The sequence below is a fragment of the Chryseobacterium sp. genome (assembly GCF_008014695.1).
GTDB lineage: Bacteria > Bacteroidota > Bacteroidia > Flavobacteriales > Weeksellaceae > Kaistella.
Map to the genome: position 1 here is coordinate 371,880 of NZ_VOXE01000002.1, position 12,265 is coordinate 384,144.

12 protein-coding genes are annotated in these 12,265 nt (G+C 39.7%); all 12 read left to right on the top strand.

Annotation, left to right across the window (positions count from 1 at the left end):
- The first annotated feature begins 58 nt into the window (after nucleotides 1-58).
- A complete protein-coding gene (locus tag FUA25_RS06190; RefSeq protein ID WP_147756031.1) occupies nucleotides 59-859 on the top strand; it encodes a polysaccharide biosynthesis/export family protein in 801 nt (266 codons plus the stop codon).
- A 5-nt stretch (nucleotides 860-864) separates the two neighbouring features.
- Nucleotides 865-3,210 (top strand): tyrosine-protein kinase, encoded by a 2,346-nt coding sequence (locus FUA25_RS06195; protein ID WP_147756032.1) that lies wholly within the window; start codon nucleotides 865-867, stop codon nucleotides 3,208-3,210.
- Nucleotides 3,211-3,239: 29 nt separating this feature from the next.
- The gene (locus FUA25_RS06200; protein WP_147756033.1) at nucleotides 3,240-4,604 is read left to right on the top strand and encodes a nucleotide sugar dehydrogenase; all 1,365 of its coding nucleotides are present in this window, start codon (nucleotides 3,240-3,242) and stop codon (nucleotides 4,602-4,604) included.
- 96 nt (nucleotides 4,605-4,700) lie between these two features.
- Nucleotides 4,701-5,906 (top strand): UDP-4-amino-4,6-dideoxy-N-acetyl-beta-L-altrosamine transaminase, encoded by a 1,206-nt coding sequence (gene pseC / locus FUA25_RS06205; RefSeq protein ID WP_147756034.1) that lies wholly within the window; start codon nucleotides 4,701-4,703, stop codon nucleotides 5,904-5,906.
- Nucleotides 5,903-6,769 (top strand): aldo/keto reductase, encoded by an 867-nt coding sequence (locus FUA25_RS06210; protein ID WP_147756035.1) that lies wholly within the window; start codon nucleotides 5,903-5,905, stop codon nucleotides 6,767-6,769. Before pseC ends, FUA25_RS06210 begins: the two co-directional genes overlap by 4 nt.
- Complete coding sequence (locus tag FUA25_RS13340) at nucleotides 6,760-7,521, top strand: cytidylyltransferase domain-containing protein (RefSeq protein WP_228411657.1); 762 nt, start codon at nucleotides 6,760-6,762, stop codon at nucleotides 7,519-7,521. Before FUA25_RS06210 ends, FUA25_RS13340 begins: the two co-directional genes overlap by 10 nt.
- Nucleotides 7,521-8,831 carry an aminotransferase class III-fold pyridoxal phosphate-dependent enzyme gene (locus tag FUA25_RS13345; RefSeq protein WP_228411658.1) on the top strand — a complete coding sequence of 437 codons (1,311 nt, stop codon included), beginning with the start codon at nucleotides 7,521-7,523 and terminating at the stop codon, nucleotides 8,829-8,831. Before FUA25_RS13340 ends, FUA25_RS13345 begins: the two co-directional genes overlap by 1 nt.
- A 2-nt stretch (nucleotides 8,832-8,833) precedes the next feature.
- Nucleotides 8,834-9,394 carry a GNAT family N-acetyltransferase gene (locus FUA25_RS06220; RefSeq protein ID WP_147756036.1) on the top strand — a complete coding sequence of 187 codons (561 nt, stop codon included), beginning with the start codon at nucleotides 8,834-8,836 and terminating at the stop codon, nucleotides 9,392-9,394.
- Nucleotides 9,387-9,830, top strand: a complete 444-nt coding sequence (locus FUA25_RS06225; RefSeq protein WP_185146665.1) for a GNAT family N-acetyltransferase — start codon at nucleotides 9,387-9,389, stop codon at nucleotides 9,828-9,830. The genes FUA25_RS06220 and FUA25_RS06225 overlap by 8 nt, the downstream gene beginning before the upstream one ends.
- Before the next feature lie 12 nt (nucleotides 9,831-9,842).
- Complete coding sequence (locus FUA25_RS06230; RefSeq protein ID WP_228411659.1) at nucleotides 9,843-10,526, top strand: methionyl-tRNA formyltransferase; 684 nt, start codon at nucleotides 9,843-9,845, stop codon at nucleotides 10,524-10,526.
- Nucleotides 10,504-11,214 carry a PIG-L deacetylase family protein gene (locus tag FUA25_RS06235; RefSeq protein WP_147756039.1) on the top strand — a complete coding sequence of 237 codons (711 nt, stop codon included), beginning with the start codon at nucleotides 10,504-10,506 and terminating at the stop codon, nucleotides 11,212-11,214. The genes FUA25_RS06230 and FUA25_RS06235 overlap by 23 nt, the downstream gene beginning before the upstream one ends.
- 7 nt (nucleotides 11,215-11,221) lie before the next feature.
- Nucleotides 11,222-12,259 carry a pseudaminic acid synthase gene (gene pseI, locus FUA25_RS06240; protein ID WP_147756040.1) on the top strand — a complete coding sequence of 346 codons (1,038 nt, stop codon included), beginning with the start codon at nucleotides 11,222-11,224 and terminating at the stop codon, nucleotides 12,257-12,259.
- The last annotated feature ends 6 nt before the right edge of the window (nucleotides 12,260-12,265 follow it).

Here is a 12,265-nt window from a genome sequence, read left to right on the forward strand (position 1 = left end):
TCCAATCATTCACACAAATAACTTTTTTGCTTATATTTGCAGTAACTAGTATTTTAGAATGAAAAAATTCACAAGCCTCCTGGGGCTTCTCTTTATTTTAATGGCAGTGCTTTCCTGCAAGCCCAAACAGAATATGGTATATATGGAATCTGACCGATCCGTCGCCGAAGAGCAGGTGAAGCAGGCCGTATTTGAAGGTTCCCGCCTTCAGTCAGGAGACCTTCTGGACATCAAGGTAACCGCTTTCGATGAATATGCGGTTAGACCCTTTAACCTCCATTCAATGAATCAGGTGAGCAGTCCGGACGAAGTGGCCAATGCTCAGGCGGCTCAGACCGCTCCTCAGGGGTACCTTATCGACAATGAAGGATATCTCTTTTTTCCGGTTCTGGGGAGAATTTTTGTAAAAGGAATGACGATGGCACAGCTCCGGGAAGATCTGGAGAAACGCCTGCTGACCTACCTTTCCGATCCTCTGGTTTCCATACGTCAGCTTAATTTCAATGTAACGGTGCTGGGCGAAGTCAAGAATCCGGGCCAGTATACAAGCGCCTCTGATAAAGTAACGCTGCTCCAGGCTTTGGGAATGGCGGGCGATATGACCGATTATGGGGACCGTACCCATGTGAAGCTGATCCGTACTGAAAACGGTGCTGATCAAACACATATTATTGATTTTACAGACAGAAATATCACCTCATCTCCCTATTATTATATGCAGCAGAATGATGTACTGTATGTGGAGCCTGATGATATCAAGAAAAAATCCGCCAATGTGGATCCCAACCGTAACCTTGCCTTCCAGATAGGAGGGGTGGTTTTGGGACTGGCTTCTATACTTATTACCTTATTAAGATAAACTGAATGGAATTGACAGAAAATTTTTCGCAGACGCGGGACAGTGCTGATATTAAAAGACAGATCCAGCGCTACCTGCTCTATTGGCCCCTGTTCTTAGGTTTTGTATTGCTGGCTCTTCTGTTGGCCTGGATATACCTGCGTTATACGACACCTCAGTATATGAGCAAAGCTTCTCTTTATGTGAAAACCGCTGCCGGCACCCAGGGTGGGATGATGGGTCTTCAGGACTTTCAGAATATGGCTTTGCCCTCAGGGTTAACCAGCAATGAAGTGGATAATGAGCTTTCAGTAATTAAATCGAAGCCCTTGTTGTACAATGTGGTAAAGAGTCTTAATTTGGAGATAAATGCAGTAAGTGAAGGCAATATAAAAGAAAGTGAACTTTACCAGCTGAGTCCTTTTCATGGTCAGATTCTTACCTTAAAATCTGCGCGTAATTTTACCTCTCAGTCTTATACCATATCTCCGCTCGGAGCTAACGGTTTTAAACTGAAAGATGCTAAAAAGGAAATATCAGGGACTTTCGGCCGGCCGGTATTGACCGAATTTGGATCATTCATCCTTACGAGAAACACAGCGGTTAAGTTTAATCAAACCCTAAAACTTAATATAGTCAACCCAAAAATAGTCGCTGATCAGCTTGAAGCCTCCATCAGTGTCATCATCCCCCAGAAAAAATCCAGTATTATGGAACTATCCCGGGTGGAGACAGATCCCCTTAGGTCTGAGGATATCCTTAACGAGCTCATCAGACAGTATAATGCGGATGCGATCAAGGATAAGAATGCCGAAGCCCTGGCTACTGCAGAGTTTATCGATGAAAGACTCGACCTTATTACACGGGAACTGGGTGGTATCGAATCTCAGAAAGAAAATTTCAAACATGCCAATAAAATTGCTGACCTTGAGGTTCAGGCCAAACTGAGCCTGGAAAACGCCAGCGACAATACCAAAAAGATGCTTGATATCGGCACGCAATTGGAAATGGTAGATTCAGTCCTTCGTATTGCCAATTCTTCTGCCAATGACCAGCTTTTGCCGACCAATGTGGGCATGCCTTCGGGTCTCGATACCGTGATTGATGAATACAACCAGCTTGTACTGACGAGAAACCGGACGCTTAGACAGGCAACTCCATCGAATCCTGCTGTACAGCAGTTTAACCGCGATATTGCTTCCATGCGTAACCTCATTCGTGATAATTTACGAAAATCCCGTACGAGCCTACAGGTATCGATGGGTCAGATTCAGGACCAGATCTCAAAATCAGGTGCAGACCTCAGTAAATTTCCGCAACAGGAAAGGGTGTTCCGCAGTATTGAGAGACAACAGAATCTTAAAGAGGCCTTATTCCTTTATTTGCTTCAGAAAAGAGAGGAAACTTCCATTGGCCTCTCTGTGAAAACCCCGAAAGCCAAGATTGTTAATCCGGCTTATACGATTGGTTCTCCGGTAGCGCCTAAAAAAAATGTCATTTACCTTGCCGCAGCACTTCTGGGTCTTTTATTGCCTGCCGGGTTTCTTTATGGCCGTTTTGCATTAGATACTTATGTACACAGCCGCCGTCAAATACTTCAGGCATTGCCGGATGTACCCGTTGTTGGGGAAATACCAAATGCAGGCGAAGTTGACGGAGACCTTGTTAAGACAAATGATTTCTCTTCATTTGCCGAATCCTTCCGGATTATGCTGACGAATATGAAATTTGTACTGAAGAAGCCTTTGGACGGTTTGGCACCTGTTATCCTCGTATCTTCATCCGTGAAGGGTGAAGGAAAAACGACGATATCCGTCAATACTGCCTTATCCTTGTCTCAGAACCGGAAAGTACTCCTGATTGGAGCAGACATCCGAAACCCCCAGTTTAAGAGATTTATGAACCTTTCCAGTATTGGTCTTTCTGATTTTCTGGCCTCTTCCGACACATCGATACAGTCTTATATAGAGCCCTCGGGCTTAAATGCCAATCTTGATGTGGTCCCAAGCGGCAGTATTGCCCCGAATCCGACCGAACTTCTGGCGGATCCTAAATTTGGACAGGTCCTTGATAATTTAAAACCACACTACGACTATATCATTATTGACTCAGCACCAATGCTGATGGTGAGTGATACCTTCAATCTTCTGGGCTATATGGACCTTCTGCTCTATGTAATGCGCGCGGAACATACCGATAAAGATATGCTGGAATTTGCAGATCAGATGATGAGAGAAAATGCGAAGGGCAAGTTTGCCATTGTATTGAATGATGTTCGGAATATCCATTTAAGTTACGGGAACAAATACGGGTACGGTTATTATACAGAAGGAACTAAAAAGAAAAAATGGTTTGAGTTTCTCAAACCGTAATCCGGCTTCTTAACTATTAACCTTACTTCATGCACCACGCTATTGCCGTCATCGGTCTCGGATATGTTGGATTGCCTTTGGCCCGGCTCTTTGCTGAGCGCTACGGTGTAGTAGGTTTCGATATTGATCCGAGACGGATTCAGGAGCTTAAGCAGGGAAGAGATTCGACGGGCGAAATTTCAGAAGGTGCTCTGAACAAAGTCCTGCTTTCACACGGTCCTTTTTCGTGCTTTTCAAAAGATAAAGTGTCTGCGGTCTTATCGCCAGATATCGGTTTGTACTGTTCTGCAGACCCTGAAACGCTGCGTGAAGCCAATACCTTTATTGTTACTGTTCCCACACCAGTAGATAAAAATAATATTCCAGATCTTACGTATTTGTATGAGGCTTCTGAAATTGTGGGCAGGGTGCTGAAAAACGGCGATTTGGTGATTTATGAATCCACTGTATATCCGGGAGTGACGGAGGAGGAATGCATCCCAATCCTGGAGCGTATTTCCGGACTGAAATTTAATGAGGATTTTTATTGCGGTTATTCACCGGAAAGAATTAATCCGGGAGATAAAGAAAAGACAGTTGAGAAAATTATCAAGGTAACTTCGGGCTCTACGCCTGAAAGCGCTACGATTGTAGATGCTCTGTACAAGACTGTTATCACTGCAGGCACCCATCTCGTGTCCTCAATCAAAATTGCGGAAGCATGCAAAGTCATTGAAAATGCCCAGCGCGACATCAATATTGCTTTCGTTAATGAACTGTCTAAGATTTTTTCCCTTATGAATCTCGATACGCAAGAGATTCTGAGTGCCGCAAGTACCAAATGGAACTTCCTTCCATTTAAACCTGGACTAGTTGGTGGTCATTGTATAGGAGTGGACCCATTTTTTTTAGCTGATAAAGCAGTTAAAGTCGGACATTATTCTGAGCTCATATTTGCAGCACGACGTGTTAATGATTCCATGGGATTATATGTGGCAGATCAGGTTTTAAAGGCAATGATCAGGAAGGGGATGATTATAAAAGGCGCTGAGGTTCTTATCATGGGATTCGCCTATAAAGAAAACTGTGCCGACTTCCGGAATACAAAAGTTATTGATATCATCAGGACATTAGAAGAATACGAGATAAAAGTTAGGACCTGCGATCCTTTGGTAAACGCTGCGGAAGTGCAGAAGGACTTTGGCATTATTGTGCAAACGGAAATCCCTGAGATTACAGATGGAGACATTAAATCCTCTCGATCTCATTCTTTAACACTGAAATATGACGCCGTCATCCTTGCTGTCGCACATGAAGTATATTTAGACCAGGACTTTAGGAAATATCTGAAACCACACGGTGTTCTATATGATGTAAAAGGTTTGATAAAACAGGAAGTCGATGGCAGACTGTAAATTTTTTATTGATACAATAATAGAATTAGGTAATTTTTATATAAATTTAGTAACTCATTGATTTGCCAGAATCAAGATAACAAAGAAACCAACAGAATGAATAAAATTCCATACGGACGTCAAAACATAACGGATGAGGACATCCAGGCAGTAGTTGAAGTATTAAAATCCGATATGCTGACGCAGGGGCCAACCATTAAAAAATTCGAAGATCATTTTGCAGATTATATTGGTGCCAAGTATGCAGTTGCAGTATCTAACGGAACTGCAGCGCTGCATATCAGCGTATTGGCACTCGGTATAAAACCGGGAGATAAAGTGATTACCACTCCTATTACTTTTGTTGCCTCGGCAAACTGTGTAAAATATTGCGGCGGAGATGTTGTTTTTGCGGACATCGATCCTGAAACTTATCTTTTGGACATCAACAAGGTCAGAGAATTGGTAGAAAGCTCGCCCAAGGGGACTTATAAAGGAATTATACCGGTAGATTTTGCCGGACGTGCTAATGATCTGGAAGAATTCAGAAAACTTGCCGATGAGTACGATATGTGGATTCTTGAAGATTCCTGCCATTCACCGGGTGGATTTTTTGTAGATAGCGATGGGAAAAATCAAAACTGTGGTAACGGAAATTTTGCAGATCTTGCTGTTTTCTCTTTTCATCCTGTAAAGCATATTGCCTGTGGTGAAGGGGGCATGATCACCACTAATGATGAAGAACTGTACAAAGAACTGAACAGACTACGTTCGCATGGAATTACGAAATTTGATGATGTTTATTTGAATTCTATAGAATTTGCAAACGGAGGAAACAGTGGCGAAACACAGTATCCAGGCTGGTATATGGAAATGCAGAATTTAGGATATAATTACCGGTTGACCGATTTTCAGGCAGCCTTGGGCCTGAGCCAATTAAACAGAGCAGATGAGGGACTTGTTAAAAGGCGCGCAATTGCCCAAACTTACCTTGCGGCATTTCAGAACCAGCCATTTATAAAAGGACAGTCTGGGGTAATTGAAGGGCACGCTTATCATCTGTATGTAATTGAGGTGGAAAACAGACTGGAATTATATGAATATCTCAGAACAAAAGATATATTGGCACAAATCCATTATATTCCTGCCCATTTAATGCCTTATTACAAACAGTTTGGCTGGAAGGAAGGAGATATGCCTCATGCCGAGAATTATTATAAGAACTGTATCAGTCTGCCTATGTATCCTACTTTGTTAAAAGAGGAACTCGACTTTGTTATCAATACAATTAAAGAATTTTACAGTAAGGATCTTAATGTATGAATAAACTTATCCTGGGAACGGTTCAGATGGGCTTGGATTATGGAATTAACAACAGTTCGGGAAAAATATCTTTGGAGGACAGCTGTTTAATTCTGGCAAAAGCATTTGAGTTGGGTATAGAGACTTTAGATACCGCCGAAGCTTATGGGAATGCCCATGAAGTAATTGGTCACTTTCATTCAGGCAATCCTGAAAGTCAATTTAAAGTTATTACAAAGGTTCCGCATGACCTGGTTGCGGGAGAAATAGAGCAAAAAATACAATCGTACATACAGGATTTAAATGTTGACTGTTTAGAAGTTTTAATGTTTCATTCTTTTGATTCATATGAAGATAATAAATCAGCTCTGGAGGTTTTGAATAATTTGAAAGACCAGGGTTTGATTAAACATATTGGTGTTTCTGTTTATACAAATAGTCAGATAGAGTCTTTGTTGTTGGATGACAATATTACCGTTGTTCAAATGCCTTTTAATTTATTAGACAATGAAACCGTTAGAGGCGATCTGATGAAAAAATTAAAAGAAAAAGGAAAAATGATCCACACCAGATCGGCTTTCCTGCAAGGATTATTCTTTAAGACACAATTCGAAAACAACAGCATATCTCAAAAATTATCGGAGGAGTTAACGGCAATTAAAGATATATCCTATGAGGCCAATACGGACATTTCCAATTTAGCATTAAGCTATTGCCTCAGTCAGGAAAATATAGATCAAGTGCTGATAGGGGTGGATTCGGTTAGTCAGTTGAAAGAAAATGTAAAAGCATTGGATTATAAAATAGATCAGCGGACCATCTCCAGAATAAATTCGTTAAAAGTTAAAGATTTAGATTTGTTAAATCCATCATTATGGAAATAAAAACGATATTAATTACTCAGGCCAGATCCGGAAGCACCAGATTACCTGGCAAAGTGCTGAAAGAGATTGCAGGAAAATCATTACTTCAGATTCATTTGGAAAGACTGAAAAAATGCAGAAATGTTTCCGAAATTATTGTTGCCACTACAGTTAATCAAGAAGATCATGTCATTTACGACAAAGCGAACGAATGGGGATTCTCTGCCTTCAGAGGATCAGAGTCAGATGTGTTGGACCGTTTTTATCAGGCGGTAAAAGATAAAAACGCCGATTGGATCGTTAGGGTTACCTCTGATTGTCCGCTTATAGATCCAGAATTAGTAGATAAAGTAATTGCGTTCAGTCAGGAAAAAGACATAGACTATGGGTCAAATGTCTTGGTTGAAAATTTCCCTGACGGGCAGGACATAGAAGTTTTTAAATTTGCAGCATTAGAGAGTGCCTGGAAAAATGCAATATTGCTATCGGAACGTGAACATGTAACTCCGTATATCAGAAATCATTCGGATTTTAATGGAGGAAGTTTATTTCAGGCCGCTAATTTCCCATGCCAGGCAGATTATTCTAAAATAAGAATGACTGTTGATGAAAGCAGGGATTTTGACCTGATTAAAATTTTAATAGATCAATTAGGGGTTGAAAAATCCTGGATAGAATATACAAATTATATTATTGATAATAATCTGGGTACCGTGAACGGTCAGATTATTAGAAATGAAGGGTTGATAAAATCTTTAAAAAATGATAACTAATGGGAACAGGACAGGAATTATATAAAAAAGCGAAAACGTTGATTCCGGGAGGCACAATGTTGCTTTCAAAACGGCCGGAAATGTTTTTGCCGGACCAATGGCCTTCATATTTTTCAAAAGCCAAAGGAATAAGCGTTTGGGACTTGGACGGTAAAGAATTACTGGATATGTCGATAATGGGTATTGGTACCAATACGCTTGGCTACGGTAATGATGAAGTGGACCAGGCGGTGATCGAAACAGTTAAAAATGGAAATATGTCCACACTTAACTGTCCAGAAGAAGTTTATTTGGCTGAAAAATTAATTGAAATTAATCCCTGGGCAGATATGGTCCGTTTGGCCCGTAGTGGCGGTGAGGCCAATTCTATTGCGATTCGGATCGCCCGTGCTGCATCTGGCAGAGATAAAGTCGCGATCTGTGGATATCACGGCTGGCATGACTGGTATTTATCTGCCAATCACAATGGTGGGGGTGATGATTTGTCAGGCCATCTGCTCGCAGGGCTCAGTCCAAAAGGGGTGCCTAAGAATTTAAAAGATACCGTTTACCCTTTCAATTATAATAATTACGAAGAATTACTGACCATTGTTGAAAACAATGATATTGGTGTGATTAAAATGGAAGTGGTTCGTAATTTCGGGCCCGAAGATAATTTTCTTCAGAAAGTCCGGGATCTGGCAACGGCAAAAGGCATTGTTTTGATTTTTGACGAATGTACATCCGGTTTCAGAGAAACTTTCGGAGGAATTTATAAAAAGTATGGAGTGGAGCCCGATATGGCCATGTATGGAAAAACCATTGGCAACGGGTATGCTTTAACTGCAGTAGTAGGCAGGAGAGAAGTAATGGAAGCAGCACAGACCACCTTTATCAGCAGTACCTTCTGGACCGAAAGAATTGGTCCGACTGCGGCGCTGGCTACATTAAAGGTCATGGAGCGCGTAAAATCCTGGGAGATTATAACGGAGAACGGAAATAAGATGAGAAAAGGATGGCAAAAATTAGCGGACGCCCATCATCTGGAAATTTCGATTTCCGGAATCCCATCGCTGAGTACCTACAGTTTCAACAGTCCTGATGCCTTAGCGTATAAAACGCTGATTGCACAGGAAATGTTAAAGAAAGGATTTTTGGCAAGTACCAATTTCTATGCTTCAACCGCTCACAATGACGAAAATCTGGATTGGTATTTTAATGCTTTAGAAACGGTTTATCAACAGATTTCACGTTGTGAAAAAGGAGAATTGCAGATCGCTGATCTGTTAGAAGGCCCTGTTTGCCATGGCGGTTTTAAAAGATTGAATTAAAAATGAGACGTTATAATTTTTTAACCAATTCGATTTTTGAACAGGAGCCGTTTGCAATTGTTCCAATTCGTTATGAAGACCGTTTTGCAATTATGAAGTGGCGAAATGAGCAAATCTATCATTTACGCCAAAACAAACCGCTTACCGTTGAGGACCAGGAAAATTATTTTAAAAAAGTAGTTGAAAATCTTTTCGAACAGGATCGACCAAATCAAATTCTATTCTCATATCTTGAAAATGAAGTTTGCATCGGCTATGGCGGATTAGTCCATATCAACTGGATCGACAGGAATGCGGAAATCTCATTTGTTTTAAATAGTGAACTGCAAGGAGAAGATTTCCATAAACACTGGTGTGTTTTTTTGAACTTAATAGAACGTGTCGCTTTTAAAGAATTACATTTTCACAAGATTTTTACTTATGCTTTTGATTTGAGACCGCATTTGTATAAATCTCTTGAAGTTAGCGGTTTTCATAAGGAAGCTACCCTGAAGGAACATTGTTTTTTTGAAAGTTCCTATAAAGATGTAATTATCCATGCAAAATTTAATAAAAATGTATAATCAAACACTGTTTCTAAGAGAAGCAACTGAAAATGATGCAGAGTTATTATTTGGCTGGGTAAATGAAGAGAATGTTAGAAAAAATTCAATTCGTCAGGAGCCGGTTACATGGGATAACCATATCAAATGGTTAGCCAAAAAGCTTAACAGTCCCGAAACAAAACTCTTCATACTGTGTTCTGAAAACGAAGCACTGGGTCAAATAAGAGTTGATAAAAAGGATTTATATTGGGAAATTGATTATTCTGTTGATTATCAATATAGAGGGAAAGGTCTTGGGAAAGAAATTGTGAGGTTGCTTATAAAGAAATTGGAAAATTACAAATTGAAAGCAACTGTTAAAAAACAAAATAAAGCGTCAATAAATGTATTTGTGAATTTGGGATTCAAAAAAATACAAATTGAAAGTGATGATTTTGAGTATTTTGAGTATTAAAATAAATTAATCGTGAGCAATTATATTCTTCTAACCGAAAAGAGTTGGCATAAAAATCTTTTCAGTGATCTGAAAAAGACCTTCTGTAATGATAGTTGGTTACTCATTGATTCGAAAAGTGATTTTAATTTAAAAAATATAAAAAAATTTAACCCAACTAAAATTTTTATTCCTCATTGGTCGCATATCATTCCACGAGAAATTTTTGAAAGTTTTGAATGTATTGTATTTCATATGACCGACCTGCCTTTTGGAAGGGGTGGGAGTCCCTTACAAAATTTAATCAGCAGGAATTACAAAACAACAAAAATAACTGCAATAAAGGTTGAACAGGGATTGGATACAGGCGATGTGTACCTGAAAAAAACGCTTGGCCTGGAAGGGACTGCCACGGAAATATTTGAACGATCATCATCTGTTATTGAAGAAATGATCGGTGAGATTATTAATGAAAATATTCAGCCGTTACCTCAGTTTGGTGAAATTACAGAGTTTAAAAGACGAAAACCAGAAGATAGTAATATTTGTGAATTATCTGATTTAGAAAAAGTGTACGATTATATTCGGATGCTGGATTGTGAGGGCTATCCGCATGCTTTTATAGAAACAGATCATTTGAAATTTGAGTTTATTAATTCGAAATTTGACGAAAACAAAGAAATAATTACAGCAAATGTTAGAATCTCTAAGAAATAAAAGAATAATGATTGTAGTTGCACATCCTGATGATGAATTATTAGGGTTAGGAGCAACGTTACATAAATTAATCAACGAATATAATGTAAAAACGCATGTTGTGATTCTTGGAGAAGGGATTACATCAAGATCAGATGTCAGAGATACTGCCGTTTGGGAAAATGAATTGGCTACCCACAGAGCCAATATTAAAAGTGCGCAGTTTGCTATTGGATACCACAGTACCAGTATTTATGATTTTCCGGACAACCGATTTGATTCAGTGGCTTTGCTGGATATTATTAAAGTTATCGAAAAAGAAAAGAAAATATTTGATCCGGAAGTTATTTTTACCCATCATGGAGGCGATGTAAATGTTGATCATCAAAGAACCTTTGAAGCAATAATTACAGCTTGCAGACCCTTGCAGGATGAGAAAGTTAAAATGATTATAACATTTGAAACTCCTTCAGGTACTGAGTGGAGATCACCAACAGATCCGCGTCACTTTTTACCCAACTTGTTTTTCGGTGTATCAGAAAGCAATTTAGATGCTAAAATAAAGGGAATGGAGAGTTATGAATTTGAACGCCGTGCCTATCCTCACCCTCGTTCGCCTGAAGCATTAAAGATTCAGGCTCAAAGGTGGGGAGTGGTAATAGGAACTAATTTTGCGGAGGCCTTTTGCCTGGTAAGATCAATAAATTAAATTTACAATGAAAATAGAAAATATAGAGATCAGCAGTAGTTCACCTGTATTTATTATTGCTGAACTATCAGCCAATCATAATGGTAGTTTGGAAACAGCTATTGAAACAATTCGTGCTGCAAAACGTGCAGGTGCCGACTGTATTAAATTGCAAACCTACACTGCTGATACCATGACGATTGATTGTGATAAAGATGATTTTATTATCAAAGGGACTATATGGGAAGGGCAAAATCTGCATAAATTGTATCAGGAAGCATACACCCCATGGGAATGGCACGAAGAATTAATGAGAGTAGCCAAAGAAGAAGGTTTGGTCTGTTTTTCTTCACCGTTTGATAAAACTGCAGTTGATTTCCTCGAAACCCTTAAAGTACCGGCATACAAGATTGCCTCTTTTGAAATTACGGATATTCCTTTGATCGAATATACAGCTTCGAAGGGAAAACCAATCATTATCTCTACAGGGATCGCTGAAGAGGCTGATATAGAATTGGCGTTGGATGCCTGCAGAAGAATGGGAAACAATGATATCGCCTTATTAAAATGCACTTCCAGTTATCCTGCCCCAATAAACGAGGCCAATATGTGTATGGTGCGCGATTTGGCCGAACGCTATAAAGTGATCAGCGGTCTGTCTGATCACACCATGGGAAGCACGGTGCCAATTGTGGCGACCTGTTTTGGAGCAAAGATTATCGAGAAACATTTTATATTAGACCGTTCCATTGGCGGGCCAGATGCCTCGTTCTCCATGAATGAAGAAGAGTTTACTGCAATGGTAAAAGCAGTGAGGGAGGCAGAAAGTGCAATTGGGAAGGTAGATTATACCCTGACGGAAAAACAGGTAAAGGGCAAAGATTTTTCCAGATCATTATATGTTGTTGAAGATATAAAAGAAGGGGAGATGATCACCGAAAAAAATGTTCGTTCTATAAGACCCGGATTTGGGCTGCACCCCAAATATTACAATGAAATTATTGGGAAGTTAGCCTTACTTGATGTTAAACGGGGTGATAGGGTTTGTAACGAAATTTTTAAATAAGATTGT

Bases quoted from the DNA above. Each gene is read 5' to 3' on its own strand.
- FUA25_RS06190 (WP_147756031.1), top strand. From the start codon at position 59: ATGAAAAAATTCACAAGCCTCCTGGGGCTTCTCTTTATTTTAATGGCA.
- FUA25_RS06195 (WP_147756032.1), top strand. From the start codon at position 865: ATGGAATTGACAGAAAATTTTTCGCAGACGCGGGACAGTGCTGATATT.
- FUA25_RS06200 (WP_147756033.1), top strand. From the start codon at position 3,240: ATGCACCACGCTATTGCCGTCATCGGTCTCGGATATGTTGGATTGCCT.
- pseC (WP_147756034.1), top strand. From the start codon at position 4,701: ATGAATAAAATTCCATACGGACGTCAAAACATAACGGATGAGGACATC.
- FUA25_RS06210 (WP_147756035.1), top strand. From the start codon at position 5,903: ATGAATAAACTTATCCTGGGAACGGTTCAGATGGGCTTGGATTATGGA.
- FUA25_RS13340 (WP_228411657.1), top strand. From the start codon at position 6,760: ATGGAAATAAAAACGATATTAATTACTCAGGCCAGATCCGGAAGCACC.
- FUA25_RS13345 (WP_228411658.1), top strand. From the start codon at position 7,521: ATGGGAACAGGACAGGAATTATATAAAAAAGCGAAAACGTTGATTCCG.
- FUA25_RS06220 (WP_147756036.1), top strand. From the start codon at position 8,834: ATGAGACGTTATAATTTTTTAACCAATTCGATTTTTGAACAGGAGCCG.
- FUA25_RS06225 (WP_185146665.1), top strand. From the start codon at position 9,387: ATGTATAATCAAACACTGTTTCTAAGAGAAGCAACTGAAAATGATGCA.
- FUA25_RS06235 (WP_147756039.1), top strand. From the start codon at position 10,504: ATGTTAGAATCTCTAAGAAATAAAAGAATAATGATTGTAGTTGCACAT.
- pseI (WP_147756040.1), top strand. From the start codon at position 11,222: ATGAAAATAGAAAATATAGAGATCAGCAGTAGTTCACCTGTATTTATT.